Below are 15,808 nucleotides of genomic sequence, written 5' to 3'. Positions count from 1 at the left end.
TCAGACGTTTCGCTGGATCGATCGATTTTGGATGAAATGCATTTTCGGTTGGGTGCACGGCTGGCTGTCGGGAACCCCGTCGTCCCGACAGCCCATGCGACGCGGCGTTACTTCACCATCGCGCCGTAGACGATGTCCTGTACGTTCTCGCGATAATATTTGCGCAGCTCGCCCGGTGCCGCGGTTCCCACCACCACGACGAGGCGCTCCTTCGGATCGCAGAAGAACTGCGTGCCATAGGCGCCGTTCCAGGTGAACTCGCCGGGATTGCCCGGCACCGACGACAGGCCTTCGCTGGTCCGCACTGCGACCGCCAGCCCGAAGCCGAAGCCGGCGCGATGCGGCTCGACCGCGGCGACGTTGTTCTTGATCTCGGGCCCGAGATGGTTCGACGTCATGTGATGCACGGTCTTGGGACCGAGGATACGCTTGCCGTCGAGCTCGCCGCCGTTGAGCAGCATCTGGCCGAAGCGGAGATAGTCGCCGACGGTGGCGAACGAGCAGGCGCCGCCGCAGTCGAACCTGGTCGGTGTATCCAGCAGCTTGATCGATTGCGGCTTGCCGGTGAGCGGGTCGCTGGCGAACGGGCGCGCCAGCCGCGGGCGCTGGGCATCGGTCGGATGGAAGGTCGCGTCCGTCATGCCGAGCGGCGTCCAGACATTGGCCTTGAGATAGTCGCCGAGCCGCTGGCCGGACACCTTCTCGACCACGGCGCCGAGCACGTCGATCGAGAAGCCATATTCGAACTCGGTGCCGGGCTGATGCACCAGGGGCAACTGGGTGATGCGATCGATGAAGGCCTGGGTATCACCCTCGATGGCCGGCGCCGTGCCGTCGGGATAGAGCCGCGCCAGCGCGCTCGAACTGTCGGGCCGGCCGCCATACATCAGGCCTGAGGTGTGACGATAGAGATCGTGGATGAAGATCGGGCGCGCCTGCGGCTCCATGGTCAGCGAACCGTCGGCCTGCTGCACGCCGACCTTCATGTCGGCGAACGCCGGATAATATTCGGCGACCGGCGCCTGCAACGGCAACTTGCCCTGCTCCATCAGCGTGAGACCGGCGACCGCCGCCATCGGCTTGGTCATCGAGGCGAGCGCGAAGACCGCATCGATCGGCATCGGCGTGCCCTTGACCGGATCGAGCTGGCCATAGGCCTTGTAATGCACCAGCCTGCCGTCGCGGGCGATCGCCACCACGGCGCCGGGGACCCGCTTGGCCGCGATCTCGCGGGCAAAGAAGTCGTCGAGCCGCGCCAGCCCCTGGTCCGAGAAGCCGACCTGGTGCGCGGCGGCTTCCGGGAGCGGCGGCGCGGCGCGAGCGATGTTGAAGGCAAGGCTTGTGGCGGCCGCAGCCGCGACCATGACGATTTTTCTCATTGTTTCCCCACCAGACATCGCGGGCGATTTTTCTTCGGTTCGCGGCCCGCCGCTCACAGGATTAGACCACGCCGACAACAACGACGACAAGACGCGACCGCGCAAGCCATTCCGATGGCCTGCCGGCGGCCGCTGAGGTAGCGTGTCCCCGTCACGTCGGATCGGGTCCAGCATGAACCGCCGCGCCTTCGTCTCGGGACTGGCCATCGCCGCAGCGCTCACGAGCTTTGCCCCGGCGACGGCGGCGGCCGACGGCAAGCGGGTGGCGCTGGTGATCGGCAACGGCGCCTACAGGAGCGTGCCGGCGCTGACCAATCCGCCGAACGACGCCGGCGATGTCGCCGCCGCGCTGCAACGTCTTGGCTTCGCCGTCAGCCTGATCCGGAACGGCGGCTTCGACGACATGCGGCGCGGGCTGATCGCATTCGGCCGCGAGGCCGCGGGCGCTGACATGGCGGCGGTGTACTTCGCCGGCCACGGCATGGAGATCAATGGCGACAACTGGCTGATCCCGGTCGATGCCGAGCTGAAACGGGATACCGATGCCGCCAACGAGGCCATCAACCTGCAAAGCGTCATGCTGCAAGTCTCCAGCACCACGAGTCTCGGCCTCGTCATCCTCGATGCCTGCCGCAACAATCCGTTCGCCGCGAAGATGAACCGTTCGCTGGCCATGCGCGCCGCCCCCAGCAACGGGCTCGGCCGGATCGAGCCGGTCGGCAACGTGCTGGTGGCCTATGCCGCGCGCGACGGCACCACCGCGCTCGACGGCGACGGCCGCAACAGCCCGTTCGCCGCGGCGCTGTTGCACAACATCGAGGCGCCAGGCGTCGAGGTCACCTTCATGTTCCGCAACGTCCGCGACGACGTGATGGAGGCGACACGCAACGAGCAGCAGCCGTTCGTCTACGGCTCGCTGTCGCGCAAGGCGATCTATCTGGCTGGAGAGCCGGCGGTCGGCGCAACCGCCACGACGCAAGCGAACGCCGCACCGGCGGCGGCTCCTGTATTGCCGCCGCCCGCACCCCCGGCCGGCGCCATCGATCCCGCGCTGGTCGGCACCTGGGAGATCATGGTGGCGAGCGGCCGCGGCCAGTCGCGCTGGATCTGGCAGATCCTGGCCGACGGCACCTACAGATTCCACGCCGAGCCGTTCCGCTCGGCGCGATCGCATGAAGGCACGGTCACCTTCGCCAACGGCCGCTGGACCCTGCACGCGCTGAGGGGATTGCGCAATTACAGCGACGCCGGCTCCTACGAAGTCCATGACGCGACCGCCGTGATCACCGGCAAGCTCGGGACTGGGTATTGGAAGCGGAGCGTGGAGTGAGGCGCATGACGCGATACAGCGGCGCGTTGAGGTCGAGAAGACCAGTCCGTGAGGCTTGCGAACGCTTGCACGATTTCGACAGATGAGAGGGCGATGATATGTACCGGTTACTGGCCATGATCTGCTTCAGCATCGTCACGCTGGCAATGGCGCGTCCCGCCTGCGCGGAAAAGATCTACTATCTTCACGATCCCGGCGGCAACACCGCTGCGCACATCTACACCTACACGCGGGTCAATGCGGAGTATGATCGCGTGGTGATCGATGGTCGCTGCAAATCGTCCTGTACGACGGTGCTCGGAACCGTCCCCCTCAACAAGATCTGCATTACCCCGAACGGCTACTTCATGTTTCACGCCGCGCATCACGGTGACCGCAGCATCAACCCCGGTGAGACTCAGCTGATGATGTCGTCTTATGCGCCCGCGGTGCGCGACTGGGTTCTGAAGCACCATGCGCTCGATCAGGTGGATCCTTACACATACCTGTACGCCAGGAACGTGACGTTCATCCGCCGCTGCAACAAGTAACCCTGCGGGCCACGAACGGGCCGACGCCGCGACCGAGTTCCTCCGTAGACCCGCCACCCGTTGCGGGATTCACCGATACTATACCAAATCTGCGGAAGAACCCCGGACTGTGACCTGGGTCGCTCCAAGGTTGCCGCGCGATATGCTATCGAATTTGCCGTATAATTTGTACGTTGGCTCATTTTTGGCTGGGGACCGATGGCCGCTCGTAGATTGCCGCAAGGGCAGGCCCCCACACGGGTAGCGCGTCGCCGCTGGAATGAGGAACGGTCGCTGCGGTGTGCCATCAGGATGGCCCGCATGGGCTATTGGGAATCACACAGTGCGGCCGCGACCGATGTCTGGATATCGCCCGAATTCGCCGCCTTCTACGAGTTCGAGACAGTCGACGGCTTCATCCCGATCGCCACGGTGCGCGGGCGTTATTTGCCTGAAAGCCGGAAAGTCCTGGAAACGCATTACGCCGCCTGCTGGGCGGACGGGCAGCCCTACGCCGTGCAAACCAGGCTCCGCAAGTCCGATGGCAGCGTGCTCGACTGCGTGGTCCATGGCGAGCCGGAATTCGACGCCCGCGGTCAGGTCCGGCGCGTCTCCGGCATCGTCCGCGACGTCACGGAGGAGACCTCCGCGCTGCGACGCCTGGCCGAGAGCGAGCAACGGCTGGCCGATTTTGTCTCCACCGCCTCGGACTGGTGCTGGGAGAGCGCCCCCGACCATCGGCTGCTGCCCTATCCCAGATCGCTTCCCGGCAATGCCGCGTTCCAGACCGTGGCCTCCGGCGGGAAAGCGCGCTGGGAGCTGGCCTATGCGCCCGAAGACGCGGAGGGCATGGCGCAGCACCGGGCCGACATGGAGGCCCATCGCCCTTTTCGCGACTTCATCTATACGTTGATCGGCAAGGACGGGTCGCGCGTCAGCATCTGCACCAGCGGCAAGCCGATCTACGCCGACGATGGCAGCTTTCTCGGCTATCGCGGCACCGCCAGCGACATCACCCAGCTCAGGGCGGCCAAGGCGCTGCTCGACCAGCGCACGCGGGCGCTGGAGGAAGCGCACCGGCTCGGCAAGATCGGCACCTGGAGCTATCGGCTCGACACCGGGCGCACGACCTGGGCGTCCGAACTCTACCAGCTGCTCGGCTTCGATCCCGACACGTTCGAGCCGACCGATGAGACGATCAGGCCCCGTTTCCTCGGCGCCGACGCCGACCGCTTCCGCGACGTGCAAAAGCGGGTTCTCCGCACCCGTGCGACCGAAGCCACCGATCTGCGCATCGTGCACGCGGACGGCACTCCCCGCGATCTGGCCGTGATCTGCAAGGCGGAGGTCGCCCACGACAAGGTCATCGGCATCATCGGCACCGTGCAGGACGTCACCGAGCGCAAGGAGGCCGAGCGCCAGCTCGAGCAGCTCGCCTACACCGATCCTTTGACCGGGCTTGCCAATCGCGCGCTGTTCACGCGCCAGCTCGCAACCCTGATCGAAGGTTGCGCCCAGCAAGACCGCCGCGGCGCGCTGCTGCTGATCGACCTCGATCGCTTCAAGGAGGTCAATGATTCCCTCGGCCATGCCGCCGGCGACAAATTGCTGGTCCAAGTGGCGGCCGCGCTGCGCCAGGAATTGGGGCCGCGCGCCTTCATCGCCCGGCTCGGCGGCGACGAATTCGCCGTGCTGGCGGAGGGATACGGCATGTCCGACGTCGCGCTGACCGAACTCGCCAACCGGCTGATCGTCAAGCTGTCGGTCCCCGTCGATCTCACCGAGGGCGAGGCTTGTGTCGGCGCCACCATCGGCATCGCCCGCCTGCCGGAGCATGGCGCGACGGCGGAGACGGCCGCGCGCAACGCCGACCTCGCGCTCTACATGGCCAAGGAGGCCGGACGCGGCCGGGCGCAACTGTTCGAGCCGGTCTATGCCCAGGCGGTCGATCAACGGCTCGATCTCGGCCGGCATCTGCGCCACGCCGTGGAGGCTGGCACGCTCGAGGCCCATTACCAGCCGCAGCTCGACCTGAGGACCGGTCGCGTCACCGGCTTCGAGGCGCTGCTGCGCTGGACTCATCCCGAGCGCGGGCCGATCTCGCCGGCGGAGTTCATCCCGATCGCCGAAAGCTCCGGGCTGATCGTCGACCTCGGCCTGTGGGTGCTGCGTGAGGCCTGCCGGCAGGGCCGCATCTGGCTGGATGCCGGATTGCCGCCGCGCGCCGTCTCGGTCAACGTCTCTCCGGCGCAGATCTGGAACGTGGATTTCGAGACCGCGGTCTCGGCCGTGCTGGCGGAGACCGGCTTTCCCGCCAAGCTGCTCTGCCTGGAGCTGACCGAAAACCTGTTCGTGGATCACACCGAGCAGCGGATCAGCCGCACGCTGACCGCGCTCTCCGATCTCGGCGTCCGGCTCGCGCTGGACGATTTCGGCTCGGGCTATTCCTCGCTCGGCTATCTGACGCGCCTGCCGTTCGATTGCCTCAAGGTGGACCGGGCCTTCGTGGATGGCATCTCCACCGCGCCGGAGAAGCGCAAGCTGCTTGGCGGCATCATCGCGCTGTCGCACGGGCTCGGCATGACCGTGGTGGCGGAGGGCGCCGAATTGCCGGCAGAAGTGGACGTGCTCGGCGGGCTCGATTGCGACCAGGTGCAGGGCTTCGTGTTTTCCCCGCCCGTCGCAGCCGACAAGGCGACGCAGGTCGCCGCCCGCATCGAGCGCGAGGCATCCCGGATGCAGCCGAAGCAGAAGAGTCTTTGAGCCGTCACCATTCTTGGCAACTTCATTGCCCGCGGCTGAATAAAGTTACATTCGACCCGAGTTCCTGCCTGCGCAACAGGCCGGGGCGCATTTCGAAAATGGATTCAGATATTTAGAGCCTGAAATCCGATCGATTCCGGGCCGAGTGACCGCCGCGCGTTCAAATCGCCGTGTGCGCCTTGCGCGCGTCAACCAGAGGGCGCATGTCCTCAGCATCCGATGCCAAGCTCCCTCCGCATCGATCCAGAACAGGCCCATCACGATTCAATCGAACCAGACCGGGCATGAAGCGACAAAACAGCCATCAACAATGAGCTTCCTGCCGGGCTGAAACTCTCAGCAATCATAAAACGATGCGTACACACTGTTGCGACTTCGTTTGGTTAAACGGGCTAATTGCACCTCCCTACGGTTGTGCGACCGAGGAGTCGCATCTAGCTTCCGCGCCGGCCGGAATTTTCATGTGAGTTGCCCAACGACGATTTCCCGCAACGCGGCCTGAACGTCTGCGCTGCACATGCGGCTCCGTTTCGGAGTCGCCCCACCTGGAGACGACTGCAATGTCCACCTCTGCATCCCCGAAACTCGCGGAATCGACCGCCGTCAACGAGGCCATCAAGGCGCGGATGGCGCCGAAGCAGGCGGCGCAGGCCGCGCCCGTCGACATCACCGCCAATCCCGTGGCCAAGATCGTCTTCAATCCCGAAGTCACGCCCGAGGAACGCAGCCGCCAGATCGGCGCGCTGCTCTCGCCGGATCTTGCCGAGGACTGCAAGGCGTCGGTCAAGCAGCTCGAGGCCTACAAGGAATATCTGGCGCAGCAGCGCACGCTGATGCAGCGCAAGCTGATCGAGCTGTCGTCGACGACCGTCTTCGCCAAGATGAAGCAGACCTTTGCCGACATGAACAAGGGCGTGCTGGACTTCCGCGAGATGATCCACCCGCTGGTCGACAATCTCGATGCGCTCTACACGCTGCGCACCGCCGGCGACAATGTCGTGCTGGATACCTTCGCGGAGATCGAGGACGATCGCAAGCGCGAGGCCGATTGGGACCGCCGGACCTCGGAGGTCGAATCCCAGGCGCGGCAGGCGACCTCCGACAAGGACATGCTCGAGCGCGACATCGCCAAGCTGAAGACGCAGACCGGCCTGTTCGGCGGCATCAAGAAATCCGCGCAGGCCGAAATCGCCGCCAAGGAGCTCCTGATCGCCAAGCAGATCGAGGCGCTGAAGACCTGTCGCGACAAGGCGCAGGCGATCATCACGGAGAAGGCCGAGCACGACGCCAAGCAGGGCAAGTTCAAGGCCGAGAAGGACCAGGTCCGCAAGATGCTCGACATCTCCGGCCCCGAGCACGTCAAGCGCGTCGAGGGCATCATCAAGGCCGCGCTCGACTACATCGACAAGTCGCAGGTCACGGTCTCGGAGCTGCGCGACGAGCTCGGCGGAATCGAGGGCCAGGCCGACAAGCTGGTCAAGATCAACTCGCAGATGATCACGGTGGTCGCGATCCTCGACAAGGGCATCGACCTCGCCTCTACGGCAAACAAGGAGAAGGTGCAGGCGCTGTCGACTCCGAAGGAGGGCGAGGATACGCTTGGCCGCCTCGAGCGCGAGCGCAAGAAGAACGATTTCGAACGCCATGTCACGGCGCTGCTGGATAGCGGGCGCGGCACCAAGAAGACGGTAGCCGATCTCGAAAAGGACGCCGTCGACGCCAACACCTTCCACGACGCCCTCGGCAAGCAGAACGTCAATTTGCGCGAGCTCTCCAGCGACGGTATCGCCAGCGTCGCCACCAGCCTGAACACCACGATCCAGGCGCTCAACAACTCTGCGCTCAACGAAGCCTCCGAGAGCGTGCGGGATTCGATGCGGGCGATGAATGCGGTGACCGACGACGTCGCCAACAAGGAGGTGATCCGTCAGGCGCTGCAGGTCGACGAGGCCTCCAAGCGGATCATGGAGAAGGTCGAGTCGATGTCGAACATCGCCGAATCGCTGCAAGCCGCCAACAAGCTGCGCGAAGACGGGCTCTCCAACATCCAGAGCCGGCTCGGCGAGCTCAGCGACGTCACCGCCACGGTGCGCGCGCGATTGCAGGAGAGCATCGGCATGGATGCCAAGGAAGCCGGCGCGGCGGCCGCTGCCGCGGCGCCGAAGCCGGTCGACGACAAGGAGATCACGTTCGGGCAGATCTGAGCTTGTTTCCCGGACCGGCACCGCCGGTCCGGGCGTTCCCGCATGCAGCCTGACCGATGGACATCCCCATGGCCGACAATTTTCTGATCACCGGCAGCGACATGCTCGCCAACCGGAAGAACTTCAAGCTGGTTGGCCGTGCCGAGAAATTCGAGGAATTGTGCACCATCCTGACGCGGATGGAAGCCAACAGCGTGATCGTCTCCGGTCCGAGCGGCGTCGGCATCACCACGCTGGCGCTGGCGCTGCAAGCCCGCAAGGCCGACGCCGATGCGCCGTTCGACATCGTCAACAAGCGGCTGTTCTGGCTCGACACCGACGGCCTGTTCGGCCTCGGCGACAACGACGCCATCGTCAAGCAGTTCAAGGCGATCTTCGCGATCCTGAACCGCACCCCCGACAGCGTCCTGATCGTCGAGGATACGCTCGATCTGATCGACGCGCTGCGCAACAGCGGGCTGATGCACATCGTCAACGCGTTGACGGCGATGGTGAAGGCGAAGAAGACGCAGGTCTTCCTCGAGGTGCGCGAGGCCGACCTGACCCAGGTGCTCAAGTGCCATTCCGATTTCCGCGATCATTTCACGCTGATGGATCTGACCGAGCCGGCCGGCGCCGAGCTCGAGGAGATCGCGCTGCACGGCGCTGGCGATCTCGAGGAGAGTTACGAGGTCCGGATCGATCCGCCGGCGGTCAAGGCCGCCATCGACATGACGAGCAAGTATCGTTCGCTCGACACCGGGCTGACCGCGGCGCAGCCCGCACGCACCCGCACCCTGCTCGATCGCGGCATGGCGCGCTATCTGCTGCGGGCGCATTCGACGCCGCCGTTGCTCGCGCAGCTGGAAGCGGAGCTGGCGCGTCTCACCGCCAGCGGCGCCGCCGCCGGAAGCGAGCAGAAGGCCGCCGCCGTGCGCGCCGCGATCGCGCGCCACAAGGCCGAGTTCGCCGAATACCAGACCAGGATCAAGGGCTACTACGCGGCGCAGCGCGAGGGCGAGAAGTCGATCGCGCATATGGAAACCCAACTGCGCACCCTCGAGGACGAGGAGAAGAAGCGGCACCTCGATGAACCTGCCGGCAAGGCCTCCGCCGGCGATGCCGACTTCGACCTGATCGCCAGGGCGTCCGGCTATGCCACGCCCGAGATTCTCCAGCTGCGCGGCGAGATCGCGCGGACCCAGGCGGCCGTCGACGAGAACCGGGTGAAGTACAAGGCCGTCACCAGGGAGATCAACGACCGCCTGCTGTTCACCGCCGACATGGTGATCGACGAGTTCTCGCTGATCTCCGGCATCGATGCCTCCAAGCTCAAGCAGAACGACGCCGTCAAGCTGCTCAACCTGCACGGATCACTGAAACGGCGGGTGTTCGGCCAGGACGACGTGCTCGATCACGTCGATCGCGCGATCAAGGTCTGGCGGCGCGGACGGCGCACCGACCGGCCGCTGCCGTTCCTGTTCTGCGGCGCCAGCGGCGTCGGCAAGACCGAGGTCGCCAAGGGGCTGGCGGAAGCGCTGTTCGACACCGACAAGGCGTTGAACCGCTACGACATGGGCGAGTTCATGGAGAAGAACGACGTCACCAAGCTGATCGGCGCGCCTCCGGGCTATGACGGCTTCGCGGCCGGCGGCGAGATGACCAACTCGGTGCGGGCCAATCCGTATCAGGTCATGCTGTGGGACGAGATCGAGAAGGCTCACCCCGACATCTTCAACATCTGCCTCAACATCCTCGACGACGGACGCTGCCGCGACAATCTCGGCCGCAAGGTCGAGTTCGGCGACGTGGTGATGCCGATGACCACCAATATCGGCGCGGATCATGCGTTGCGCGTCGGCACCGGTCCCGGCGACCTGAGCCAGGAAGAGGCCTATGAGCTTACCATCCGCGACCTGAAGAAGGCGTTCCGGACCGAATTCCTGAACCGCTTCGAGGGGCGCGAGAACATCATCCTGTTCCACAAGCTCAACATGGACACGATCGAGAAGATCGTGTTCCGCGAAATCTCGCGCATCAACGCCTTCTACCTGGCGCAATCGATCGAGGTGCGCTTCCCCGAAGCACAGCTGCGCGAGTTCTGCGACAAGACCTATTCGCCCGAGATCGGCGCCCGCGGCCTGCCGGGGCGGATCAAACGCATCGAGGCCATGATCGTCGACAAGACGATGGCGGACCCCGCCTTCAGCGGCACGCTCGACATCGGCTTCGATGCGACGAGCCGCAATTTCACGTCGAGCTGGATCCCCCATGACCGAAAAGCCGCATGACGACGCCAACGCGTTGCTGGACGGCATCGACAAGACGCTGTCCGACTTCAAGACCAAGGCCTATGAGGCCAAGAAGACCTACGACCAGTCCGAGCTCGGGCGCGCCCATCGCGACCTGACCCTGCTCGGCCGGTTCTGGTCGCAATTCGTCCGCTCCTGCGGCTGGATCTACCTGACGCTGATCGCGCCCGTCACCTGGCGGCTCTACCGCTTCGTGCGCTGGCTCTTCGCCGGCTACCGCGCGCTCTGGGCGCGCTGCGTCTACGCCAAGGACGCCTATGGCGACCCGGAGTTCAGCAAAGCGCGCGGCGGCATCATGATCCTGGCGACGATCGCCGTCTGCTACCTCGTCTATGGCGCGGTGACGGTCGCGGCGACCTTGCCCTGGTACCTGGCCACGGTGCGGCACGACGAGCAGCTCTATCTCTCCAACTCGCAAAACCTCTCCAGCTCGCAGACCGAAGGCCTCGAGGTCCACGAGGTCTATGGTTGCGAGACGCTGCCCTGCACCGAGCAGAACACCGTGACGTTCCGGGTGCGCTCGACCTGGTTCAACGAGCTCTGGAGCATCCTCCACCACGGCTCGCTGTTCTATCCCGGCTACGTCGCCGCCGCCGTCAGCCCGGTGCTGAACCGCTGCGTCATCACCTCCTACGGCGTGCGCAGAAAATTCCTGGTGCGATCCTGGGAGCTCTATCCCGACCTCGTCCAGGTCGAGTGCATGCCGACCGGCGGTGACGGCGGCAAGGACAGCAAGACGATCGACAACAAGGATTATCGGTAGGCGGCTGATGCGTGGCTCCGCCACGTGCAGCCCGAAGGGTGAAGCGTGGTGCCCAGGGGCGGGATCGAACCATCCGGCTTCGCCCTTCGGGCTACGCCGGGACGAGTGTCCGCGTGGAGCGATTACGGGCTACGGCAGCATTGAGGGGGGATGGTGCCCAGGGGCGGGATCGAACCACCGACACTGCGATTTTCAGTCGCATGCTCTACCAACTGAGCTACCTGGGCATACCCGCGGGGCCGAAAGGCCGGTGCGAGCGGGCGGTTTATAGAGAGGTCGGGGCGCTGTGTCCACCCGGCTTCGCGAAACACTCCGCCGGGCGCGGCCCGTCCCGTCATCTTTCCCCAACTTGTTGGGAAAACTTGGCTATTCCGGGTCTTCCGCGTCGTCCTCGCGGCCGGGGACGACATAGCGGCCGGTCAGCCAGCGGTTGAGGTCGACGTCGCGGCAGCGCGGCGAGCAGAACGGGCGGAAGGCCTGCTCGACGGGCTTGCCGCAGATCGGGCAGGCGCGCGGGGTGGCCGGGGGCGTTCGGGGTTGGTCGGTCATGGCTGGGACTTAGCCTATACCGTCTGGCGATCAAGCATGCGGCCGGATGTTCCGCGCTGCTCTGAGTTGCCTCACACCGCCGCGGTGTTGAGCCAGCCGTAGCGGATCGGGAAGCCTTCGCCGCCGAGCAAGGTCACGGTCTCATACAGCGGCAGGCCGACCACGTTGGTGTAGGAGCCGACCATCTTGACCACGAAGGAGCCGGCGATGCCCTGCACGGCGTAGCCGCCGGCTTTGCCGCGCCATTCGCCGGAGCCGATATAGGCCTGGATGTCGTCCTCGCTGAGCCGCTTGAAGCGCACGCGGGTCTCGACCAGGCGCTGGCGGAACGCCTCGCGCGGCGTCACCACGCAGATCGCGGTGTAGACGCGGTGATTGCGGCCCGACAGCAGCCGCAGGCATTGCGCGGCCTCGTCGACCAGGTTGGCCTTGGGCAGGATGCGGCGGCCAACCGCGACCACGGTGTCGGCGGCAATGATGAAGGAGCCGCGCAAGTCGTCGTCAAGCTGCACCGATTTCAGCGCGGCGTCGGCCTTGGCACGCGCCAGGCGGTTGGCGCAGGCGCGCGGCAACTCTCCGCGCCGCGGGGTCTCGTCGACATCGGCCGGACGCAGCGCATCGGGTTCGATGCCGGCCTGGTTGAGCAGCGCCAGCCGCCGCGGCGAACCGGAAGCAAGAACGAATTTGGGACGGCCTAGCATGCGGGCTTTGGGGCTGAATCGGGGGGACGGACGCGGGCGGAACCTATCGGATGGGGCATCGATGCACAACCTTGGAACCGGCTGCGAATCGCGCGCCCGCTGAGACAAGGCCCCATAAGCACAGCTGTTTGTCAGTCTGGCGACAACGGGCGGTCCCGCCAATCGGAACACGCGGAACGTCAGCCGCTCGCAGCGCCAGTCTTGGCGAAGCGGCGGCGGATCCGCATCAGGAGGCCGTCGCAGACTTCGCGATAGGCGGCGAGCTTCTGCTCGCGATTGCCGCTGGTGCCGGTCGGATCATGGGTCGGCCAGTATTCGACATCGGCGGCGAGCGTTCGGGTCAGGTCCAATGCCTTGTGATGCGCCTCCGGCGACAGCGTGATGATGAGGTCGAAGTTCAGTCCTTCCCAGTCCTCGAGCTCCTCGAAGGTCTGCGGCTTGTGGCCGGAAATGTCCTGGCCGAACTCGGCCATCACAGAGACCGCGAATGGATCGAGCTCGCCCTTCTTGACGCCGGCGGAGCGGACATAGAGGCCTTGCGGGAACATCTGCTGCAACAGGCTTTCGGCCATCGGCGAGCGCACGGCGTTGTGGCCGCATGCGAACAGCACGGCCTGCGGGTTGCGCGCGCGCGGCGCTTCCATCCGATCAGGCTTTTTTCGACCGGGGTACGCCCCCGTCAATCATCGCGTCGCTGATCATGCGCCTCTTGTTTTGGCGCATGATCCGATCCGAAACCCGGTACCCACTTTTCGGGATCATGCGCCCTCACCCTTCCAGTGCAGCACAGTGATCAGCGTGAACAGCCGCCGCGCAGTCTCGAAATCGACCCGCACCTTGCCCTTGAGCCGCTCCTGCAACGTGCGCGAGCCCTCGTCATGGATGCCGCGGCGCCCCATGTCGATGGCCTCGATCTTGTCCGGCGTCGCGGTGCGGATCGCCTGATAGTAGCTGTCGCAGATCATGAAGTAGTCCTTCACGACGCGGCGAAACGGGGTCAGCGACAACAGATGCGCCACCACCGGCGCGCCATCCTCTCTCCGGATATCGAACATCAGCCGGTTGCCGGTAATCGCGATATGCAGGGTGTAGGGACCCGGCCCGGCGGCGCCCTCGGGCGCGAACAGGTTCTGCTCGACCAGGTCGTAGATCGCGATCGCCCGCTCATGCTCGATGTCGGGCCCGGAACGGCCGATCGATTCCTCGTCGAGCGTCACCGCGACGATGCGATTGTCGGAATCGTCGGCTGGAGGCTGGGTCATGGGAGATTGAGGCGCAATCCGACGGAACGTGAATGGGCATCGAGACCCTCGGCCTGGCCGAGCGTCATCGCGGCGGGCCCGAGCGCACGGAGCTGATCCGGCCCACAGCGCAGGATCGAGGTTCGCTTCATGAAGTCAAGCACCCCGAGGCCGGAAGAGAACCGCGCCGAGCGCGCGGTCGGCAGCACGTGGTTGGAGCCGCCGACATAGTCGCCGATCGCCTCCGGGGTATGCGGCCCCAGGAAGATCGCCCCGGCATTGCGGACCTTGTTCGACAGGGCCTCGGCGTCGGCGGTCATGATCTCGAGATGCTCGGCCGCGATCGCGTTGGCAAGCTCGACCGCGTCGTCCAGCTTTGCCACCTTGATCACGGCGCCAAAATCATTCCACGAGGTGCGGGCGATCTCGGCGCGCGGCAGCGTCACAAGCTGCGCCTCGACCGCGCGCTCGACATCGGCGGCGAGCCGCGCGCTATCGGTGATCAGGATCGACTGCGCGCTGACGTCATGCTCGGCCTGCGCCAGCAGATCGGCCGCGATCCAGTCGGCATTGCCGGTGTCGTCAGCGATGACCAGCACCTCGGAGGGGCCGGCGATCATGTCGATGCCGACCTTGCCGAATACCAGCCGCTTGGCGGCCGCGACATAGGCGTTGCCGGGACCGACGATCTTCGCCACCGGCGCGATCGTCGCGGTACCATAGGCCAGCGCGGCCACCGCCTGGGCACCACCGACGCGGTAGATCTCGGAAACGCCGCCGAGATGGGCGGCCGCGAGCACCAGCGGGTTGAGCTTGCCGTCCGGCGCCGGCACCACCATCACCACCCGCGGCACCCCGGCGACCCTGGCCGGCACCGCGTTCATCAGCACCGAGGACGGATAGGCCGCGGTGCCGCCGGGCACGTAGAGCCCGACCGCATCGACCGCGCTCCAGCGCCAGCCGAGCTCGACGCCGGCGGCATCGGTGAAGCGCTCGTCCTTCGGCAGCTGGCGGCGATGGAAGGTCTCGATCCGGTCGCGCGCGAAGCTCAGGGCCTCGACGGTTTTGGGGTCGCAGGCCGCGACCGCAGCGTCGATCTCGGCCGGCGTGATGCGCAGGCCAGCGGCGGCGATATCGAGCCGGTCGAACTTCCTGGTCGCCTCGAGCAGCGCCGCGTCGCCGCGGGCGGCCACGTCGTCGACGATGGCGCGGGTGGCACGCTCGACGTCGGCCGAGACCTCGCGCTTGGCCGCCAGGAAATCGCGGAAACGCTGCTCGAAATCGGCGCTCTGTCGGTCCAGGCGAACGGGCATGGCGGCTTTCTGAAGAGAACTCTGGGTCCCTGCTCAATGGCGCGGCGGATAATGGCCGTCAACCCTTGGGACGCGGCGGGCTGAGCGTTACGCCGGCGGCATCCCGAGATCGTCAGCCCCGAGATCGGTCAATTCGCACTCCAGGCACTCGACATCCAGCCGCAGCGCCCCGCCATGGCCGAACATCAGGAGCGCGCTGCCGCTGGGCGGGTTGGAGACATGGAATTCGATCCCGAGCAGTTCCAGGGGGGCGTCCGGGGCCGCCAGGTCGATCTTGCGCGACTTGCAGGCCAGCACCCGGTCGAACCGGAGCGCGGCGACCATCCGCCGCGAGCAGGTGCCGCCCGACAGGGTCTGCTCCCAGTCGAGCCGGTTCAGGCCGACCACCAGGCGCTTCTCGTCCTGGCGCCAGACGATATCGGAGGGCTGGACGCGGGCGTCCTGCACATGGGCGGAGATGACCGCGAGGTCATCGGCATCGAGGGCGATCAGCTTCAGGGGCGCGGGCGGGGACATAGCGGCGGTTATAGCGCGTTCGGCAGCCAGAGGTACCACGCGGCGCCGAGGAAATGCCGCTCGGGGGAACCGGCCGCGCACGAGCAAAATATCGAAAACAACCCCATGCAAAGGAGCTGACGGCGACGGCGTTCGACAAGGTAACCTGGCACGTCGGGCAAATTCGTCAGGTGAGCACGCTCGTCAGGCTCCCTCCCCCGCAAGGGGGAGGGAACCCTACCGCTGGTGGCTCCCTCACCTGGTCGCACC

Annotated in this window: 13 protein-coding genes and 1 tRNA gene; 6 read left to right on the top strand and 8 right to left on the bottom strand. The window is 65.9% G+C overall.

Going from position 1 to position 15,808, the window contains the following annotated elements:
• Positions 1-107: 107 nt before the first annotated feature.
• Positions 108-1,364, bottom strand: a complete 1,257-nt coding sequence (locus CWS35_RS10540) for a serine hydrolase domain-containing protein (RefSeq protein ID WP_371682865.1) — start codon at positions 1,362-1,364, stop codon at positions 108-110.
• A 187-nt stretch (positions 1,365-1,551) separates the two neighbouring features.
• On the opposite strand from CWS35_RS10540, the gene CWS35_RS10535 reads away from it, so the two are divergent.
• The 6 genes from CWS35_RS10535 (at position 1,552) to CWS35_RS10510 (ending at position 11,239) form a co-directional block, all read left to right on the top strand.
• Positions 1,552-2,709, top strand: coding sequence for a caspase family protein (locus CWS35_RS10535; RefSeq protein WP_100951854.1), 1,158 nt, complete (start codon positions 1,552-1,554; stop codon positions 2,707-2,709).
• A 98-nt stretch (positions 2,710-2,807) separates the two neighbouring features.
• Positions 2,808-3,239 (top strand): hypothetical protein, encoded by a 432-nt coding sequence (locus tag CWS35_RS10530; RefSeq protein WP_024579035.1) that lies wholly within the window; start codon positions 2,808-2,810, stop codon positions 3,237-3,239.
• 300 nt (positions 3,240-3,539) lie between these two features.
• Positions 3,540-5,981, top strand: a complete 2,442-nt coding sequence (locus tag CWS35_RS10525; RefSeq protein WP_100956210.1) for a bifunctional diguanylate cyclase/phosphodiesterase — start codon at positions 3,540-3,542, stop codon at positions 5,979-5,981.
• Positions 5,982-6,541: 560 nt separating this feature from the next.
• The gene (locus tag CWS35_RS10520) at positions 6,542-8,185 is read left to right on the top strand and encodes a hypothetical protein (RefSeq protein ID WP_100951853.1); all 1,644 of its coding nucleotides are present in this window, start codon (positions 6,542-6,544) and stop codon (positions 8,183-8,185) included.
• Between the two features lie 68 nt (positions 8,186-8,253).
• Positions 8,254-10,455 carry an AAA family ATPase gene (locus tag CWS35_RS10515; RefSeq protein WP_100951852.1) on the top strand — a complete coding sequence of 734 codons (2,202 nt, stop codon included), beginning with the start codon at positions 8,254-8,256 and terminating at the stop codon, positions 10,453-10,455.
• A complete protein-coding gene (locus tag CWS35_RS10510) occupies positions 10,436-11,239 on the top strand; it encodes a hypothetical protein (protein WP_100951851.1) in 804 nt (267 codons plus the stop codon). The genes CWS35_RS10515 and CWS35_RS10510 overlap by 20 nt, the downstream gene beginning before the upstream one ends.
• 151 nt (positions 11,240-11,390) lie before the next feature.
• Here the strand turns inward: CWS35_RS10510 and CWS35_RS10505 are convergent.
• From CWS35_RS10505 to CWS35_RS10475, 7 genes are all read right to left on the bottom strand, one after another.
• Positions 11,391-11,466, bottom strand: a tRNA-Phe gene (locus CWS35_RS10505).
• 139 nt (positions 11,467-11,605) lie between these two features.
• On the bottom strand, positions 11,606-11,788 hold the full coding sequence (yacG, locus tag CWS35_RS10500; protein ID WP_100951850.1) for a DNA gyrase inhibitor YacG: 183 nt from the start codon (positions 11,786-11,788) through the stop codon (positions 11,606-11,608).
• 71 nt (positions 11,789-11,859) lie between these two features.
• Positions 11,860-12,489 carry a Maf-like protein gene (locus CWS35_RS10495; protein ID WP_024579029.1) on the bottom strand — a complete coding sequence of 210 codons (630 nt, stop codon included), beginning with the start codon at positions 12,487-12,489 and terminating at the stop codon, positions 11,860-11,862.
• Positions 12,490-12,668: 179 nt separating this feature from the next.
• Entirely contained in the window at positions 12,669-13,133 is a 465-nt protein-coding gene (locus CWS35_RS10490) for a low molecular weight phosphatase family protein (RefSeq protein ID WP_024579028.1), read from the bottom strand.
• A gap of 114 nt (positions 13,134-13,247) precedes the next feature.
• On the bottom strand, positions 13,248-13,751 hold the full coding sequence (locus CWS35_RS10485; protein WP_024579027.1) for a UPF0262 family protein: 504 nt from the start codon (positions 13,749-13,751) through the stop codon (positions 13,248-13,250).
• Positions 13,748-15,043 carry a histidinol dehydrogenase gene (gene hisD / locus CWS35_RS10480; RefSeq protein WP_024579026.1) on the bottom strand — a complete coding sequence of 432 codons (1,296 nt, stop codon included), beginning with the start codon at positions 15,041-15,043 and terminating at the stop codon, positions 13,748-13,750. The genes CWS35_RS10485 and hisD overlap by 4 nt, the downstream gene beginning before the upstream one ends.
• An 87-nt stretch (positions 15,044-15,130) precedes the next feature.
• On the bottom strand, positions 15,131-15,559 hold the full coding sequence (locus CWS35_RS10475) for a DUF2948 family protein (RefSeq protein WP_100951849.1): 429 nt from the start codon (positions 15,557-15,559) through the stop codon (positions 15,131-15,133).
• Between the last annotated feature and the right edge of the window lie 249 nt (positions 15,560-15,808).

It is taken from the genome of Bradyrhizobium sp. SK17, from assembly GCF_002831585.1.
Taxonomy (GTDB): domain Bacteria; phylum Pseudomonadota; class Alphaproteobacteria; order Rhizobiales; family Xanthobacteraceae; genus Bradyrhizobium.
The sequence above is the reverse complement of the archived record's forward strand: the minus strand, read 5'-3'. Positions and strand labels throughout refer to the sequence as shown.